21 protein-coding genes are annotated in these 16975 nt (G+C 68.9%); 2 read left to right on the top strand and 19 right to left on the bottom strand.

All coding sequences use genetic code 11. The annotated features are described in order from the left end of the window. Window positions 1-10: 10 nt before the first annotated feature. From ccmE to CXY91_RS06095, 9 genes are all read right to left on the bottom strand, one after another. On the bottom strand, window positions 11-484 hold the full coding sequence (gene ccmE, locus CXY91_RS06135; RefSeq protein WP_100959753.1) for a cytochrome c maturation protein CcmE: 474 nt from the start codon (window positions 482-484) through the stop codon (window positions 11-13). A gap of 41 nt (window positions 485-525) precedes the next feature. Beyond that, window positions 526-1629, bottom strand: coding sequence for a c-type cytochrome biogenesis protein CcmI (gene ccmI / locus CXY91_RS06130; RefSeq protein WP_100959702.1), 1104 nt, complete (start codon window positions 1627-1629; stop codon window positions 526-528). Between the two features lie 76 nt (window positions 1630-1705). Continuing rightward, entirely contained in the window at window positions 1706-3082 is a 1377-nt protein-coding gene (locus CXY91_RS06125; RefSeq protein WP_091830993.1) for a sensor histidine kinase, read from the bottom strand. A gap of 8 nt (window positions 3083-3090) precedes the next feature. After that, a complete protein-coding gene (locus CXY91_RS06120; RefSeq protein ID WP_091830995.1) occupies window positions 3091-3753 on the bottom strand; it encodes a response regulator transcription factor in 663 nt (220 codons plus the stop codon). 46 nt (window positions 3754-3799) lie between these two features. Beyond that, window positions 3800-4126 (bottom strand): PepSY domain-containing protein, encoded by a 327-nt coding sequence (locus CXY91_RS06115; protein ID WP_091830998.1) that lies wholly within the window; start codon window positions 4124-4126, stop codon window positions 3800-3802. 52 nt (window positions 4127-4178) lie between these two features. Beyond that, the gene (locus tag CXY91_RS06110) at window positions 4179-5954 is read right to left on the bottom strand and encodes a phage distal tail protein, Rcc01695 family (protein ID WP_100959701.1); all 1776 of its coding nucleotides are present in this window, start codon (window positions 5952-5954) and stop codon (window positions 4179-4181) included. A 33-nt stretch (window positions 5955-5987) separates the two neighbouring features. After that, entirely contained in the window at window positions 5988-6407 is a 420-nt protein-coding gene (locus CXY91_RS06105; protein ID WP_100959700.1) for a DUF3168 domain-containing protein, read from the bottom strand. Next, the gene (locus CXY91_RS06100) at window positions 6404-6748 is read right to left on the bottom strand and encodes a phage head closure protein (protein WP_100959699.1); all 345 of its coding nucleotides are present in this window, start codon (window positions 6746-6748) and stop codon (window positions 6404-6406) included. Before CXY91_RS06100 ends, CXY91_RS06105 begins: the two co-directional genes overlap by 4 nt. Continuing rightward, window positions 6748-7317: a head-tail connector protein gene (locus tag CXY91_RS06095; protein ID WP_100959698.1), complete on the bottom strand. Its 570-nt coding sequence runs from the start codon at window positions 7315-7317 to the stop codon at window positions 6748-6750. The genes CXY91_RS06100 and CXY91_RS06095 overlap by 1 nt, the downstream gene beginning before the upstream one ends. Window positions 7318-7392: 75 nt before the next feature. Between CXY91_RS06095 and CXY91_RS06090 the strand changes: the two genes are divergently transcribed. Further along, on the top strand, window positions 7393-8166 hold the full coding sequence (locus tag CXY91_RS06090) for a S1 family peptidase (protein ID WP_100959697.1): 774 nt from the start codon (window positions 7393-7395) through the stop codon (window positions 8164-8166). Window positions 8167-8300: 134 nt separating this feature from the next. Beyond that, window positions 8301-9098: a S1 family peptidase gene (locus CXY91_RS06085; RefSeq protein WP_244543726.1), complete on the top strand. Its 798-nt coding sequence runs from the start codon at window positions 8301-8303 to the stop codon at window positions 9096-9098. An 18-nt stretch (window positions 9099-9116) separates the two neighbouring features. On the opposite strand, the gene CXY91_RS06080 is transcribed toward CXY91_RS06085, so the two are convergent. From CXY91_RS06080 to CXY91_RS06040, 10 genes are all read right to left on the bottom strand, one after another. Further along, window positions 9117-10358, bottom strand: a complete 1242-nt coding sequence (locus tag CXY91_RS06080) for a phage major capsid protein (RefSeq protein ID WP_100959696.1) — start codon at window positions 10356-10358, stop codon at window positions 9117-9119. Window positions 10359-10395: 37 nt separating this feature from the next. Next, window positions 10396-10920, bottom strand: coding sequence for an HK97 family phage prohead protease (locus CXY91_RS06075; RefSeq protein ID WP_100959695.1), 525 nt, complete (start codon window positions 10918-10920; stop codon window positions 10396-10398). Window positions 10921-11083: 163 nt separating this feature from the next. Continuing rightward, complete coding sequence (locus CXY91_RS06070) at window positions 11084-11284, bottom strand: hypothetical protein (protein ID WP_100959694.1); 201 nt, start codon at window positions 11282-11284, stop codon at window positions 11084-11086. Continuing rightward, window positions 11281-12453, bottom strand: a complete 1173-nt coding sequence (locus CXY91_RS06065; RefSeq protein WP_100959693.1) for a phage portal protein — start codon at window positions 12451-12453, stop codon at window positions 11281-11283. The genes CXY91_RS06070 and CXY91_RS06065 overlap by 4 nt, the downstream gene beginning before the upstream one ends. 32 nt (window positions 12454-12485) lie before the next feature. Next, a complete protein-coding gene (locus tag CXY91_RS06060) occupies window positions 12486-13781 on the bottom strand; it encodes a DNA-packaging protein (protein WP_465246842.1) in 1296 nt (431 codons plus the stop codon). After that, the gene (locus CXY91_RS30835) at window positions 13723-14130 is read right to left on the bottom strand and encodes a hypothetical protein (RefSeq protein ID WP_248307377.1); all 408 of its coding nucleotides are present in this window, start codon (window positions 14128-14130) and stop codon (window positions 13723-13725) included. The genes CXY91_RS06060 and CXY91_RS30835 overlap by 59 nt, the downstream gene beginning before the upstream one ends. A gap of 151 nt (window positions 14131-14281) precedes the next feature. Next, window positions 14282-14863: an LOG family protein gene (locus tag CXY91_RS06055; RefSeq protein WP_091831033.1), complete on the bottom strand. Its 582-nt coding sequence runs from the start codon at window positions 14861-14863 to the stop codon at window positions 14282-14284. Next, window positions 14860-16242 (bottom strand): M20/M25/M40 family metallo-hydrolase, encoded by a 1383-nt coding sequence (locus CXY91_RS06050; protein WP_100959691.1) that lies wholly within the window; start codon window positions 16240-16242, stop codon window positions 14860-14862. The genes CXY91_RS06055 and CXY91_RS06050 overlap by 4 nt, the downstream gene beginning before the upstream one ends. 99 nt (window positions 16243-16341) lie before the next feature. After that, window positions 16342-16638, bottom strand: coding sequence for a type II toxin-antitoxin system RelE/ParE family toxin (locus CXY91_RS06045; RefSeq protein WP_100959690.1), 297 nt, complete (start codon window positions 16636-16638; stop codon window positions 16342-16344). Beyond that, on the bottom strand, window positions 16635-16940 hold the full coding sequence (locus CXY91_RS06040) for a type II toxin-antitoxin system RelB/DinJ family antitoxin (RefSeq protein WP_091831039.1): 306 nt from the start codon (window positions 16938-16940) through the stop codon (window positions 16635-16637). The genes CXY91_RS06045 and CXY91_RS06040 overlap by 4 nt, the downstream gene beginning before the upstream one ends. Window positions 16941-16975: the final 35 nt, after the last annotated feature.

Genomic DNA, 16975 nt, shown 5'->3' with positions numbered 1-16975 from the left:
AGGCGCAGCCCTATTTCGTGGCCGGCGCTGCGGGCGCGCCGGGCTTGGTTTCGCCGGGCTGCCAATGGCCCTGCTTCTTCAGCGCGTCGGCGACCTCGCGCGGCATATAGGTCTCGTCATGCTTGGCGAGCACGGAATCGGCGCGGAACCGGCCCGCCCCTTCGAGCACGCCTTCGGTGACAACGCCCTGCCCTTCGCGGAAGAGATCGGGCAGCAGGCCGGTATAGCTGACCATTGTCCGGGTCTTGCCATCTGTCACAGCGAAGCTGACGCGCTGGTTGGCACCACGCTCGACCGAGCCGGTCTCGACCAGGCCGCCGAGGCGCAGGCGTGTGCCGGGCGTGAGGCCCTTCTCGACGATCTCGGTCGGGCCATAGAAGAAGACGATCGAATCCCGCAGCGCATAGGCGACGAGGCCGGCCGCAAGACCAAGAACGACGCCGGCCGAGGCGATCACCACGAGGCGACGCTGCTTGCGGGTCAGGCGCTTGCGCGGGGGCGAGGCAGGGATACCGGCCTGGACGGTCATCGCGACGCCTCCTGCAGGCCGAGTTCGCTGCGCAGGCCGTCAAGGGCAGATGACGCCGACTGATCGGAGCTCAGGCGCTGGCGCGCTGTAGAGAGCGATCTCTGCGCCGCCGCGCGATCTCCCAGGACGGCCTGCGAGCGGATCAGCCGAGACCAGTCGGCGAGGCTGCCGCCGCCTTCGGCGAGCCGCGCGGCGAGGCCGTCGACCATGCCGCGTATCGCACCCATACGCTCGGCCTCGGGCAGGCTCGCGATCGCGTCGGACGGTGGGAAGGAACGTTCCAGTCCTTCGAGGCGAGCCCGTACGGTCGCCGTCCAGGGGGCATCGGCCGGCGCGTCGGCGAGCAGAGCCTTGAGCGACGCGATCGCGGCCGGCACCTGCCCATCCTGCTCCTGCGCGATCGCCATGAAGAAGCGGGCGCGCGGATTGGCCGGATCGAGCTTCAGCGCCTCGGCGAGGCTTTCACGTGCAGCCGCGGTGACGACGCCGCCGGCAGCGAGAATCTGGGCCTCGGCCTGGCCGCCAAGCCGCTCGGTCGTCGCACCGTCGTAGCGGACAGCATTGGCGAAGGCCTTCGCGGCATCCTCGAAGCGGCCCTGGCGGAGATAGACCGGGGCAAGCACGTTCCAGCCCTTGCCGTCGGTCGGATTGGCGGCGAGATGCGCCTCGATCCGCGCCAGCGCCAGCTCGAAATCCTCTGCCGGATTGCCCTGCATCCGCGCCGCGAGCGGCTGATCGGGAACCGTCGGCGAGCCATAGGCGCCATAGACCAGCAGGGCCAGCAGGGGTACGCAGGACAGCGCGATGGCGGACGCTGCGCGGCGCCGACGCAGCGCCGGCTCGCTCTCACCGGCGGGAACGGTCTCCGATGCCGTCTCGCGCAGAAGCCTGCGCGCGGCTTCGGCCTTGGCCGCCTCGGCCTCGGCGGCACCGATCAGCTTCCGGCCAAGATCGCGATCGATCTCGGCGAGTTGGGCCCGGTAAAGCGCGGTCGCTCCGGCCGTGTCGGCGGAGAGTGCCGGCGCCCGGCGGCCGAGCGGCCAGAGCACCGCCATGACCGCAGCCCCCGTCATGGCCGCGAAGATGATCCAGATCAGCATTCGCCGTTCATAACCGTTCGAAGGTGCCTGTTCATGTCCGAAGATGGCGACAAAGGGTCACGCGGGCAATGCGACGTCAGACCGCCGGCAGGACGAGACGGGCGCGGAGGCCACCGAGCGGCGAACGCTCCAGCGAGAGACCGCCGCCATAAAGCTTGGCGAGATCGACCACGATCGAGAGGCCAAGTCCCGAGCCCGGCGTCGTCTCGTCTAGCCTTCGGCCGCGCTTGAGGACCTCGGCCATCGCCTCGTCGGGCAGGCCGGGCCCGTCATCGTCGATCAGCAGCACGAGGCGCCCTTCCGGTGCCTGCGCTTCCGGTACCAGGCTGACCTGGACTTCGGTACGCGCCCATTTGAAGGCGTTGTCGAGGAGATTGCCGAGCATCTCCTCGAAATCCTGCTTTTCGCCGCGAAAGCGGACGCTGGCGGGCACGGTGTGGCTGCCCTCGATCGCCCTGCCCTGCGCGATCTTCTCGAAGGTACGGATCAGCGCGTCGAGCGAGGGAGAAATCTCGCAGATGCCGCCGAGCGCGCCCGACAAGGCCGCGGCCCGGGCCCGGTCGAGATAGTACTGGACCTGGTCGCGCATGATCGCGGTCTGATGGCGGACTGTCTGGGCAAGGACGCCCTGGCTGGCTTCGGCCTCGTTCTGCATCACGCTGAGCGGCGTCTTGAGGGCGTGGGCGAGATTGCCGACCTGGGTGCGGGCGCGCTCCAGGATCTCGCGATTGGCATCGATGAGCTGGTTGAGCTCCCCCGCAAGCGGGGCGAGATCGGGCGGATAGCGCCCGGCGATGCGGGTGCTCTCGCCGGTACGCACTGTGCCGACGGCCGAGCGCAAACGCGCCAGTGGACGCAGGCCGAAGCGCACTTGGGCGATCGTCGAGGCGACAAGGGCGAGCCCGAGGAAGAGGAAGGTCAGAGTCAGGGCGAAGCGGAAATCGCGGATATCGCCCTCGATCTCGTCGGCGGGCGCGGCGACCCCTACGGTGAAGCGGCCATCCTCGCCGACATCGATCTCCCGTTCGAGCACGCGCAGACGCCGCTCGTCCGGCCCCGAGATATAGCTCTCGCGCAGGCCGCGCGGATTCGGCTGCAGATTCTGATCGAGCAGTTTCGGCAATTGCCCCCCGACCAGCGAGCGCGAGGTGCGCACGCTCGGACGCTCGCCGTCGAGCCTGATGATCTGCCAGTACCAGCCGGAAAGCGGCAGGTCGAAACGCGGCTCGCCGAGATCGCCGATCGCCTGGCGCTCGGCCTCGGGTGGCGCGGCGAGGTCGGCGACCAGTTCTTTGATGTAGACGCTGAGGCGCTCGTCGAAGCCGCGTTCGGCCGTCCGCCGATAGAAGGTCGTAAGGCCGAAGCCGGCGAGGATCAGCACCAGCGCGCAGCAGATCGCAGCCGAAATGAAGAGCCGCGCGCCGAGCGAGAAGCGCTGCCGCGTGACCGGCATGGCGCCCCTCAGGCTTTCGCGGCAGCGATATAGCCGAGGCCGCGTACGGTCTCGATGACGTCGACGCCGAGCTTCTTGCGCAGGCGGCCGACAAAGACCTCGATCGTGTTGGAATCGCGGTCGAAATCCTGGTCGTAGAGATGCTCTACCAGCTCGGTGCGCGAGACCACGCGGCCCTGATGGTGCATCAGATAGGCAAGCAACCGGTACTCGTGCGAGGTGAGCTTGACCGGGTTGCCGTCGACGACGACGCGGCTGGCACGGGTGTCGAGGCGAACAGGGCCGCAGATCAGCTCGGCTGTCGCATGGCCGGCCGCACGGCGCAGCAGCGCGCGAACGCGAGCCAGCAGTTCCTCGATGTGGAAGGGCTTTACGACATAGTCGTCGGCGCCGGCGTCGAAACCGGATACCTTGTCGCTCCAGCGGTCGCGCGCCGTCAGGATCAGCACCGGCATGGTCTTGCCCGCCCGGCGCCACCCCTGCAGCACGGCGACGCCGTCGACCTTGGGCAAGCCGAGATCGAGGATCACCGCGTCATAAGGCTCGGTCTCGCCGAGATAGAGGCCTTCCTCACCGTCGAGCGCCTTGTCGACGGCATAGCCGGCATTCTCCAGCGCATTGACGATCTGGCGGTTGAGGTCCTTGTCGTCCTCGACGACGAGCAATCGCACGGCGGCTTTTCTCCGATTGGCGGATCAGGAACGGGAAATAGCGGAACTAGCGGATATCCGCCACCTTGCCGGAGGCGCCGTCGAGCGTGACCCGGGCGACGCGGCCGTCGCGCTTCATCGTCGTCACCACATAGACGAACTCGTCGCCCTGGCGGCAGAGCCTGATCCGCAGGACTTCGCCAGGCGCCGCCTCGCGGGCATGGCGGGAGGCCACCGCCGGCTGCATGACCTTGCCATCCGACACCGCCTCGCGCGTTTCCTGAGCTGACAGGCACGCGATTGGCGGCGCCGCATCGACCGGTTCCACCGGCGAGGCAGTCGCGGTCACAAGCGCGAGAATCGCGACGTTGGGGTCGAGCAGCATCATCGCCATTGGGCTAGCCCGGCATGCGTGAATGCGCCATGAACATCGGCGTGAGGCTAGCTCAGCGCACGGCGATGTGTCCACGCCGGGAAAGGCCGACACCGGCAACAATGCTGAGTTGCACCAATTCGACGTCCAGCACAGCCTGGGCGCTGCCGAAATCGGCGAGTTCCTGGGCGGTTTCATAGAGCACTGTCGGTGCGCCGACATCGATGATCCTGATGACCTCGTCGCCGGCGCGGATCGTGACGCGATAGCGCTCGATCTCCTCGCCGAGCGGGACCTCGACCGCTTCCCAGGAATCACCGCCGACGCGGCTGCGCCGAACCCAGCTCAAGGCGACGCCGGACGGCAGGCGCCTGGCGCGCGGGCGCACCGGGGCAAGTGGCCGCAGCGCTGCTGTTCCGACAGTGGCGGAGAGCTCGCGCATCGAGGCCGACGCGACATCGGCATTGGGCGGCCCGATCCGGTAGCGCAGATGCCGGCCGACATCGTCGAGGCTCGTGGTCAGTGCGACCGCCGCGCCGTCGAGGACAACCACGCGCGCTCCAGCCGCCAATGTCCGCGCCGCCGCTACCTCCGAACCGCCGAGCCCACGCACCATCTGCGACAGCCGGAATGTCCGTGCGCCGATCAGTTCGACCCGCGCCGCCGTCACGATCTCGACCTGCCCGGCAGGATCGATGAAGGCGAGCGCGTTGGCGCCGGCGAGCGCCTCTTCCGCTGCGACCGAGGCAAGACCACCGCCACGCAGACGGACATCGACGAAGGCATGCCGATCGGTCCGCCAGAGGGGACCGGGCCTCAGTGTGGTCAAGGTCTCGCCCATGATCGAGGGGGCCGCGACGATGCCAGCCAGGGCGAACGGCATGCCATCGGTGGCGCGCCAGATTGCGAGCCCGCCGGGCCAGGGATCGGCGAAGGCTGCGAGGGACTGCAAAGGCGGCGGCGTTTCCCGCGGGATCGGCAGGTCGAGGATCAGTGCATCCGGCCGGCCGGCGATCCGCGGCGTCACCTTCGGCGGGCGCGTCTCTGCCGCTCCCGACGCCGCACCGCGATAGATCGCAGGCTCGACCGAACGCGCATCGGCGCGTCGCGTCGGACCATCGCTGATGCGCGTCAGCCGGAACAGGCGCGGCTGGCCGGCCACCTCCAGGGAGACGACGTCGCCCGCCTCGAGGTCGATGCAACGCGGCGACAGGTCCAGTTCGAGCGTTTCGCGGCCGGCCCAGATCTCCTGCAGCCGTTGATCGGCAAGCCGTTGCCCTTCGGCCCGGCGCGTGACCATCGGGAGCTCGACGGCATTTTCCCGCCGCGCGGCCCCGGCAAGGCGGCGCGAGCGCGCCGTCGCCTGGCGGTAGTCGTTATTGCCGTCGATATGAACGAGGCGCAACTCGCGCGGCAGCTCGCTCTCCTGCGCGCGGCGCAATTCGAAGGGCTGGCCGTTGCGATCGAGCACAAGGTCATAGGGCGCGTGCAGGCCGCCATAGAGCTTGCAGAGCTGGAAGACCCGTGTGGCGCCGTCGCCGATGCCGATCTGCTGGTCGCTCGCCGCAGGTGTCGCCGACGGGGCGCAACTCTTCCAGTCGAGCCGGTCGCGCCAGCGGAACCCATAGAGCCGCCCGCGCCGCTCCTCGAAGAAGGCGACGACCTCGGCCAGGGCATCGAGCGTGCGGATGCCGAAGCCGGCATCGTAGCGCCGGCGGGAATGGGCCCAGCGGCTGTTGCGGACCTCGCGGCCCGAGGCCAGCGTCACCACCTGGGTCAGCCGCTCCGGCCCGCCGCGGGCGCCGCGCGCGATCCCCGCGGGAAAGCGCACCTCATGGAAGCCGCTCATGACGCCTCTCCCTGTCCAGTCATGAGGCTTGCCTCAGAGCGCGCGGTTGCCGCGCGCCACGGCCCGCGCGATCGCCGTCACCGTCGGCAGATGGGTCTTGGGATCGCGGGCGAGCTTCGAGGACAGCCAGGTCAGGTTGGCCAGCCGGTGGCCCTCCGGCACGAGCACTGCGCCTTCGAGGCTCGCGACTATGCGCGCCGCCGCCTCGAGCGCTTTGCGCGAGGAGGCGCTCTCCCCGGCCCAGACGACGAGCGAAAGCTTCTGCTCGCAGCCCCGATCGCTCCCGGTCGACCAATCCTCGGCCGTGACCTCGCCATGGACGACGTAGAGCCCGCTCGCGGCGCGCGGCGGCTCGTCATGGATGCGGCCGGCCCCGATCAGCGCCGTCAGCTCGGCGTCAACCGAGAGATGCGCATGGATGGCGCGCCGCAGCGGCAGGATGGCGTCGCTCATCGGCGGACCTCCTCGACCAGGCAGATCAGGCGCCGGTGGCCGCCATCGGGATCGCCGACCGCGCGGATGTCGAAGACCTGGCTGCCATCCCGCAGGCGCTGGCCGGCATCGACGCCGATACGCCAGCGCAGGGTGATGCGGTGGCTCACCGCCTGCTCGGGCCGCTCGCCGCGCCAGCGTTCATTCCCCGAAAGCCATTCGACCTGGGCCCAGACCGCAGCAACGGTCTCGAAGCCGATGAGCCGCCCGCCTGCGCCGTCCGGCGTCTCGACAGGCGCCTCCAGCAGCAGGCGACGGCGCAAGGCACCGACAGGGCGGCCTTTACCGACCTCCCTGGTCATCACAGCCTCACGCGGCGGAACGGGGCGACCAGCGCAGCGATCTCGGTCGGCAGCCGCATCGCATCGCGGCTGACCACGTCGCCGCGATGCTCGAACCAGCGGCAGGCCAACCGAAGCACCGCCTGTCGCAGCTGCGCCGGCACCGTGTCACGCGTCGGGCCGAAGCCGGCGACGAGATCGATCTCGATCGCAGCATGTGCACGGCCGGGTGCCGGGACCGGACCTGCAATCCTGATCAGCGGCGGGTCGGAGCCTTCGGCCAGCGTCAGCGAAGACGATACAACAGCTTCTGACGGACCACTCGCGGGATAGACGCGTGCCACCGGGAGGCTGCGCACCGGCGAGAGCGGCAAGCGGATATCGCCACCCTGCGGCCAGGCGTCGAGGACGATGCGCCAGACCTGCTCGATCAGCAGACGGCCGGACGCCGCCTCGACCATGAGTCTGGCCGCCGTGATCAAAGTACCGAGCAGTTCGTCCTCGTCAGCGGTGAGGATGCGCAGGAAATCCTTGGCTTCCGACAGCGAGACCGGCTCGATGGCCGGCGGCGTCAGGGCAATCGGCGTCATGGCCTCTCCTCTTTTCCGGATTGATCGGCGTCGTTGATGCGCTATCGAGCCCGGCCCGACAGCGGAGACAGGTCGATGCGTGGCAGAACGGCGATTGCACTGGCGGCCCTGGCGACGGCATTTGCCGCAGCCTGCCCCGCCTCGGCCGTGGTCGGTGGGCGCGAAGGCGGGCCTGTCGCCGGCGCGACCGTGATGGTTCTCAATGCGCGCGGCGGCGTCTGCACCGGCATCGTGCTGTCACGCCGCGCCATCCTCACCGCCGCCCATTGCGCCGACTCCCGCGTCGATCTGCGCATCCACTGGCGCGAAGGCGGCGAGCCGATGCTGGTTGAGCCGGCGGCGATCGCGCTGCACCCCGAGTTCAACGCCAAATCCGTCACGAACCGGCAGCGCTCGATCGACCTTGCCCTGGTCAGGCTCGGCGCGCCTTTGCCGGGACGCTTCTCGACCGCGACGCTCGTCGATGGCGGCCTGCCGCGCGCCGGCTCGCCGGTGACGTTGTCAGGCTATGGTGTCGCCCGCGAGGGTGATGCGAAGACGACCGGCACCTACCGCTCGGCCGCACTCGCCACCGTTGAGCCCTACGGCCCCGGCAAGATCCTACTGTGGGCGTCAGACCCTGCGACCGGCGGCAAGCGGCCGGGCGCCGGCGCCTGCCAGGGCGATTCAGGTGGACCGATCGTCGCAGGCTCGGACGGCGTCGTCGCCGTCTCCAGCTGGTCGACCGGCCCGTCCGGCAAGCAATGCGGCCTGCTCAGTCAGGGCGTGCTGGTCGCTCCGCAACGCGCCTGGATCGACCGGACGCTGGCCGGCTGGGGCGAGAGCGCCGACTGGACCGGCACACCTTGATAGGCGGCGCTGCGAAGAGCACTGGACTGCGCCGCAGCAAACCCTAGACTGGCACCATGGCAATGATGGCCTCGACCATGACCTCTTCGAAGCGCGCCGCGACTGTCGCAATCGCTTTTTGCGCGGGCCTGCAGATGACTGCGCCGGCCCAAGCGGTGATCGGCGGCGTGCAGTCCCGAGCAGTCGACGGCGTGCGCGCCTCGACCTTGCGGGTCGAGACCAGCCGCGGCGAGCTCTGCTCGGGCGCTGCGATCTCCTCCGAACTCGTGCTGACGGCGGCGCATTGCCTGATGACCGGCGGATCGGTCCGCGTGATCAGCCTCGACAAGCGCTTCCGCAACCGCACGCATGCCGTCGCGGCCGTACTGCCGCACCCGACCTTCGTGCCCGGCACGACGCCACGCACCCAGCCGGGTGCGGACCTCGCGCTTCTGCGCCTCGCCACGCCGCTGCCGGCCGACATCCAGCCGCTGACGCTTGGCAGCGGCCTGTGGCAGGGCGAGACCGTGACCATGGCCGGCTTCGGCCTCGCCTCGGAGACGAACAAGAAGTCCGCGCGCACGCTGCGCGAAGTCACCCTGGTCAACGCCGGCAACTACACCACCGCCAACACGGTCAAGGTCGCGGTCGATACCGAGAACCGTGGCGAGATCCTCGGTGCCGGCGCCTGCCGCGGCGATTCCGGCGGGCCGGTCTTGCGTGGACCGCCCGGATCGCGCGATCTCGTCGGCATCGTTTCCTGGTCGAGCGGGCCGCTGAGCTCCCGCGTCAAGATGATCTGCGGCGGCTTCACCGCGATCACCCCGATCAACGATCATCGCGCCTGGATCGCCGAGGCGAGCGAACGCCTGCTCAACTACGGCGACGAGCCGCGCCAGGCGGGCGAGAACGCACGCCCGAGCGCCAGCTACAGCTGGTGGTTCGGCCGCTGACGCAGCCGAAACGGGCACTCAGGCCGAGAACTTCAGCCCCTTGATCGCGGCGAAGTCCTGCACGCCGCCGCCGACGCGCTTGGTCGTGTAGAACAGCACATGCGGCTTGGCGGAATAGGGATCGCGCAGGATGCGCACGCCCGCCCGGTCGACGACGAGATAACCGCGGCGGAAGTCGCCGAACGCGATCGAGACCGAGTCCGTCGCGACGTTCGGCATGTCCTCGGCCTCCACGACCGGGAAGCCGAGCAACGTTGCCTGCGCCCCCGCCGCGGCCGGCGGCTGCCAGAGATACTGGCCGGTCGAGTCCTTGAACTTGCGCACCGCGGCCTGCGTCTTGCGGTTCATCACGAAGCTGGCGTTCTGGCGATAGCCCGCCTTCAGCGCATAGACGAGATCGACCAGGATGTCGGACGGGTTGGAGGCAGCGAATGCCCCGGCGACACCGGTTTTGAGCGTGCCGATATTGCCCCAGCTCCAGCTTGTATCCGCAACCGTCGGATAGGCCAGGAAGCCCTTGGGCTTGTCGACGCCGTCGCCGGTGACGAAGGCGGCGCCCTCCTGCTCGGCGAAGGCGCTCTCGACCTCCTCGGCGATCCACTGGTCGATGTCGACGATGGCATCATCGAGCAGGGTCTGCGTCGCCGCCGGCATGGCGTAGAGTTCCATCGCCGGGAAGGAGAGCTCGGCCAGCGTCGGCGTGCCGGTCTGCGGACGCGCCGCCGTCTCCGCCACCCAGCCGGAAGCCGGGCCGGTGGTCGAGAACGCCTTCTTGTAGGTGCCGGACGAGATGGTGCGCACCGTGGCGATCGAACGGATCGGCGAGACGGTGGCCAGGCGGCGCAGGATCTCGCCCTCGACCGTGGACGGCGCGAGATAGCCGCCATCCGGGCCGGAACCGGCCGAGAGCGCCTTCGCCTCCAGCCGCTTCAGCCCCGTGGCCTCACCATGGCGGACGTAAGCCGCGAAGGCGGCCTTGTGCTCGGCCACCGCCGGATCGCGCTCCTCGCTCGCACCCAACGCCGGGCGGCGGCTGTCGAGGCTCAGCCGGTCGAGCCGGCGGCGGGTCTCGTCGAGCGCATCATCGAGGCGAGCGAGCTTCTCGCCCGTCAGCACGTCACCGCCCATGCGGGTTTCGAGCTCGGCCAGGCGCTCGTCATTGGTGGCGCGGTAGGCCTCCAGCGTATAGCGCAGATCGTCATAAATGGCGGCGGTCTCGCCGGTCGCCTTGGTCTCGGGAGCCTTGTTCAGCGCAGTCATGGAATCTCCTGTGGTTCAAGCGGCTTCAGGTTAATCTTCAGGGAAAGGCGGCACGGCAGGGGGTGCGCAACGCCTTGACGGCGCTGACCCTTGCCTGCGGCAGCATCGGGAAGGTGACGAGCGAGATCTCCCAGAGGTCGACCCTCTCCAGCCGGCGCAAGCCGCTGCGCGGCTCGTTGCGAGCGCGCTGCGAGCGGAAGCCGATCGAGAGCCCGTCGACGGCGCCGTCGCGCATCAGCGCATGCAGCTCGCGGGCCCGCGCCACGGCGAGCGAGAGCCGGCCCCGGACATAAAGGCCGCGCGAATCCTCGTGCAGCTCGAGCCAGCGGCCGATCGGCTGTGTCGGATCATGCTGCCAGAGCATCCGGATGCCGCCGGCTCCCCGGCGGCCGAGGCTGTCGCGGAAGGCGCCGGGCTCGACCACGTCCTTGCCGAGATCGGCGATGCGGAACAGGCTGGCATAGCCCTCGAAAGCACCGTCCGGCTCGATCCGGGCCAGCGGCTGCGCCAGAAACTTGGCTTCGCGCGCCAGTGCGGGATAGCGGGGCGTAACGGCTGTCATCGCACCCCTCCCCGCCCGCCGCGACCATTCGTATCGAGCTGTCCCAGCGTCTCGAAGAAGCGGCCGAATACCTCGCGCGGCTGGCGGCCGGGGCGCGGCGCGGCCGCGCCCGATCTCACAGTTGCCGGAGCCGGCCTGGGCGGCGCTTTGCCACCGGTCTTGCTCATGAATCCCCTCCTTCATAGCGGGCGTTGAACCGGGCGAGTTCGCGGACGAACTCGTCGAAGCGCCGGTTGGCGGCGATCAGCTCGCGCAGGGAAAACAGCGCGAGCCCCGAGGCGCAGAAGGCCCAGAGCAGCAGGGCGAGATGGCCAAGATCGCCGCGTGCGACGATCCCTGCCGCGGCTGCGTCGAACGGGTTCATGACGGCACCTCCCGGCGGCCATAGCCGACCGCCTCGCGCTGCTCGTCCTCGCTGAGGAAGCCGGCAGCGGAGACCCGCCGCCAGAGCGATTCCCGCTCGTCTGCCAGCGCCTCGACCGCATCGAGATCGGGCTCGAGCACGAGCGCATCGCCGAAGGCGGGGCCAAGCCATTGCGCCAGCGACTGCGCCGTGCGCCTGACGAGTGGGATCAGCGTCTGGCGCCAGAAGGCGCGGTTGGCCTCGGCGAAATTGGCATGGGTGTTGTCGCCAGGCAGGCCGAGCAGCAAGGGCGGCACCCCGAAGGCGAGCGCGATCTCGCGCGCAGCGACGCCCTTGGCGGCGACGAAGTCGAGCTCGGCCGGCGACAGCGACAGCGGCTTCCAGTCGAGCCCGCCTTCGAGAAGCAGCGGGCGCCCGGCATTGCGCGCTCCCTGGAAACCGTCTTCCAGCTCCTGCTTCAGCCGCTCGAACTGCGCCTCGGTCAGCGTGCCGCCTTCCGGCCCGTCATAGACCAGTGCGCCGGAGGGCCTGGCCGCGTTGTCGAGCAGCGCCTTGTGCCAGGCACCGGCGGCGTTGTGGACGTCGAGCGAGCAGGCGGCTGCCTCGACCGGCGAGAGGCCGTAATGGTCGTCGACCGGATGGAACAGCGACAGATGCAGGATCGGCGGCAGCGCGCCCTCGTCTTGGCGGAAACGGATGGTCTGCGCGCCAACCGTATAGTCATAGGCCTCGGGCCAGCCGTCACGGCCGGGCACGACCCGCATCCGGTCGGGCCGGAGCGCATAGAGCTCGCGCGGCTCGCGGCCGATGCTCGCCGCCTCGACATAAGCATTCCCGGCGACGAGCAGATGGCCGTAGAGCATCTCGCGGAAAGCGATGCCGCCCTGGCGCGGATTGGGCCGCTCGATCAGCGCCAGCGCCGGGTGCTCCGGCATCTCGCGCCCATCGACTTTGGCGATGAGCTGGGCCTGCGCCGCCGCCTCGGCGATCAATCGGACGCAGCGATGCACCACCGGATTGCGCTGGTAGCCCTCCCTTGCGAGGGCGCCATAGTCGCGCGGCGTCCAGACCGGGCGGCCGGCCTCGTGCAGGGCGATCAGCGGCCCGACACGCGAGCGCTTCTGTTCCGGCGCGGCAGGGCCGCGCAGGTTGCGAAGGAAATTGAGCATGGGTTTCTCGCTGTTGTTGCGACGGTGGGGTGCTAGAGCCCCCTCACCCGCGGCCGGCCCTTCGGCCCGAGCATCAGATGCGTCAGCGCCCAGACCAGCGCGTCGAGCCGATCGGGCGAGCGACCGGAGCTCAGCCCGGTCGGGCCGAAATCGCACATTTCGTCTTCCAGCGCCGGAAAGGCGCCGGCATGCCGTACCCGGCCCTGCGCATAGAGCGCGGCCACCGGCTCGGCGCGCAGGAATTTTCCGCGCGAGGCCCGAACCGGCGTTACCGGCACGCCCGGATCGACCTCCCGGATGACGCTTGTCGCCATCTCGCCGCCCTGGTTGACCTCGACGACCAGCGCGTCGGCCTCCAGCCGGCGATAGAGCGCGACGGCCGCCGCCGCCCACTCATGCGGCTTCGCTCCGGCGAGCGTCGCATCCGCCAGCACATGGCCGATACCTTCGCGATCGATCCCCGCGGCGACGAGCCCGCAGCTATCGGCCCGTTTCGACGAGGAGGCCGGCGGATCGATCGCGACGACGATCCGCGCCAGTTGCGGCGCGTCGCGCTCGCGGCATCCCTCGATCAGCGCCCGGCTCCACAGCGCATCGGCGCTCTCCTCGACGATCTCGCCTTCCAGTTCCTGGCGGCCAAGCCTTGTGCCGCCATAGGCTTGGCTCACGCTGTCGAGGAAGCTCGGTGCCAGGTTGAAGCGGTTGGCCCGGGTGGCCGCCCGGCTGACGGCGACTCTGGGATCATCGAGCAGGCGCTTGATCAGCGGCAGTGGCCGCGGCGTCGTCGTCACCACCTGACGCGGCTGGTTACCGAGCCTCAGGCCGAGTTGCAGCATGTCCCAGGTCTCCTGAAGGTTCGGCCATTTCGCCAGTTCGTCGGACCAGGCGGCGCCGAATTGCGGCCCGCGCAGTCCTTCCGGATCCTCGGCGGTGAAGACCTGCGCGATCGCGCCATTGCCCCATTCGAGCCGGCGCCGCGATGGCGACCAGACCGGCTTCTCCCAGCGGTGATGGATCGCCAGCAGCCCGGAGACGCCCTCGATCATCACGTCGCGAACCTGCGCCTGCGTTTCGCCGACGAGGGCGATGCGGCCAACGGGCTCACTCGCGATCGGGGCCAGTCCCAGAGCCATGCCCTTCACCCACTCGGCCCCGGTCCGGGTCTTGCCGGCGCCGCGTCCACCGAGAACGAGCCAGGTCCACCAGGGCGGCAGGCGGGGGGATTTCTGGTCAGGCCGTCCGTAGTAGGTCCACTCCTGATCGGCGAGCCTAACCAGCTCCGGCGTCAGGTCCGGCAGCAGCTTGAGGAACAGCTTCGCCTGTATGATCGGCGATAAGGCGTTCCATGCGTCGTGCCAGCTCTCGCCGCAGTTCAGCGACCCGGCGTAATCCTTCGGCGGGGCTGGGCTCATCCTCGGACTTTCCTCCCTCCCCCGCGGCGGCTGAATCCAGCGCGACCAGCTCGCGCACGGTGCGGGCTAGCGTCGCCAGCGTCTTGGCGTCGGCCTCGCTCGCCGCCGAGCCGGCCGGCAGTTCGGCCAGATGCGCCTCATGCGCTTCGAGCTGCGTCTGCGCCGCCTTCCAGAGCTTGCCGATCACGGTCTTGCGGCCACGCGGTGCAGGCTTGCGCTTCGCCGCCGGCCGAACCGGGGCGGTCTCGTCACTCTCGTCGGTCATCGGAACCCTCGGCTCGGCCCGGACATGCAAAAGCCGCCGGCTGGGAGCGCGGCGGCTTCGTTCGTCTCAGGCACACTTCGTGAGCGTTCCTGATCTCTACCCGATCAGCGTCACGATGTCAAGGACAAAATTCCTATCCTGCGGAAGGCAATCAAACCTCCGTCTTCTCCACCCATTTGATCTGGGTCTGCGGCTTGTAGGCCTCCATCTTGTCGAGCAGCGCCGCCGGATCGGTCTCCATCATCGCCATGTCGCGATGGGCCTGCCACATGAAGCCGGCCTTCGTCGTATTGTCGAGGAAGACGCCGAGCGCGTCGTAAAAGCCGTCGATGTTGAGGAAGCCGAGCGGCTTGCCGTGGATGCCGAGCTGGCTCCAGGTCCAGATCTCGAAAATCTCCTCGAAGGTGCCGATGCCGCCAGACATGGCGATGAAGCCGTCGGAAAGCTCGGCCATGCGAGCCTTGCGGATGTGCATGGTCTCGACCACCTCGAGCCGGGTCAGCTTGTTGTGGCCGACCTCCTTCTCGCGCAGGGCGCGGGGAATCACGCCATGGACCTCGCCGCCGGCTTCGAGCGCGGCATTGGCGACGATGCCCATCAGGCCGACGGCGCCACCGCCATAGACCAGCGTCAGGCCGCGCCGGGCGATGGCCGTGCCCATGGCGCGGGCGCCTTCGGCATGGACGGGATCATGGCCCGGGCTCGAGCCGCAGAAGACACAGACGGATTTCATGAGGCGAGTGCTTGCAAGATGCGGGCCCAGGAGCGCTGGCCTTTGTGGAAGGAGGACAGATCGTACTTCTCGTTCGGCGAATGGACGCGGTCGTCGTCTAGTCCGAAGCCGACGAACAGCGTATCGAGCCCGAGCGTGCGCTTGAAGTCGCCGCCGACGGGGATCGAGCCGCCGCTGCCGATCGAGACGACGCGGCCGCCCCATTCCTCGGCAAGAGCCTTGCGCGCCTTCTGCAGGACGGGTGAATCGACCGGCACGGCCAGCGCCGGCGAGCCGGAATGGCTGATGAACTCGGCAGTCACATCCTCCGGCAGGCGCTCGCGCACGAACTGGTGGAAGGCAGCGGCGATCTTCTCCGGGTCCTGGTCGCCGACGAGGCGGAAGGAAACCTTGGCCGAGGCCTTGGCCGGGATGACGGTCTTCGAGCCCTCGCCGGTATAGCCGCCCCAGATGCCGTTGACGTCGCAGGTCGGGCGCGACTGGATCTGCTCGATCAGCATGCGGCCCTTCTCGCCGACCGAATGCTTCAGCCCGATCTGGCCGAGGAATTCCTTCTCGGTCAGGTTGAGATCGGCCCATTCGGCCTTCTGTGCATTGGTCGGCTCGTGCACGCCGTCATAGAAGCCGGGGATGGTGATCCGGCCGGTCTCGTCATGGATCTCGGCGATGATCTTGGTCAGCACATGGATCGGGTTGGCGGCGGCACCGCCGAACAGGCCTGAATGAAGGTCGCGGTCGGCGGCGCTCAGGCGCACCTCCTGATAGACCATGCCGCGCAGGGTCGAGGTGATCAGCGGCGTGACGCGGTCCCACATACCGGTGTCGCAGACCAGCGCGAAATCGGCCTTCAGCTCGGCGGCATTGGCCTTGATGAAGCCCGGCAGGTTGACCGAGCCGGATTCCTCCTCGCCCTCGACCAGGATGGTGAGACCGATCGGCAGGTCGCCGGTCTCGGCGAGCGTGGCCCGGATCGCCTCGATGAAGGTCATCACCTGCCCCTTGTCGTCGCAGGCGCCGCGCGCGAGGATCGCTTTGCGCCCCGGCTCGATCTCCTTGACGACCGGCTTGAACGGATCGTTGTCCCACAGCTCCAGCGGATCGACCGGCTGGACGTCGTAATGGCCGTAGAACAGCGCATGCGGCGCGCCGGGCTTCGGGCGATGCGCCAGCACGACGGGATGGCCGCCAGTCTCGCGCAGCTCGGCCTTGAAGCCGAGGCCTTCCAGATCAAGGCGCAGCCATTCGGCTGCCTGGCGCGTCTGCGCATTGAAGGCCGGATCGGTCCCGATCGACGGGATTTCGAGCCAGGACGACAAGCGGACCAGCGAAGCGTCGAGATCGGCATCGAGGCGGGAGAGGACTGCGGGAAGCTGGGACATGGCGCTCACTGGAGGCTGATTCCGGTGGCGCCATCATGCCCAGTCGCGCGCCGGATGCCAGCCGTCCGTGCGCATGGCGGCGTGCATCGTGAAAGCGTCCTACGCCTCATCCATGTCATCAGGCCACATCCGGGCACCGTGCAGGACGCGAAGAATGCGGATCTTGTCGGCAGTCACCGCATAGACCGCGATATAGGGCGTGCGCGGAACAATCAGTTCGCGGGTGCCGGCGACCCTGCCCGGCCTGCCACTTTCTGGAAACCGAAGCAGCCGACGCGCCGCAGAGGCAATCCGTTCATCGACCTCCGCAGCTGCCTTCGGACTATCGGCTTCGATATAGCTGAAGATCTCGTCACGATCGGCCAGGGCGAATGGCGCCCAGACCAGCCTGCTCACGCCTTGCCACCAGCTTTGCGATAGGCGGCCGCGCGCCGCTCTGCGAAGCGGGCTTCGGCCTCGGCGTCATCGATGTCGGAGCGTTCATCCGCCAGGGCCTGCAGCACCTTCGCGCGGAACCAGGCATCATGTGCATCGCTGGTGCTGACGAGCTCGAGCGGCAATGCGCCCTCGTTCGCCGTGCGGGTCAGCAGAATGCGCACAGCATCCGAGACGGTGAGCCCCATCCCTTCAAGGACCGCCGTCGCGCGGTCCTTCACGTCGGCGTCGATACGCGCCTGCACCAAGGCATTCGAGGCCATGCTAAAACTCCCTTCAGGAGCAAAATGTAATGCAC

The organism is Allobosea sp. FBZP-16 (genome assembly GCF_002831785.1).
Lineage (GTDB): Bacteria > Pseudomonadota > Alphaproteobacteria > Rhizobiales > Beijerinckiaceae > Allobosea > Allobosea lupini.
Note: the sequence above shows the minus strand (reverse complement) of the source record. Positions and strands in the feature narration are given on the sequence as shown.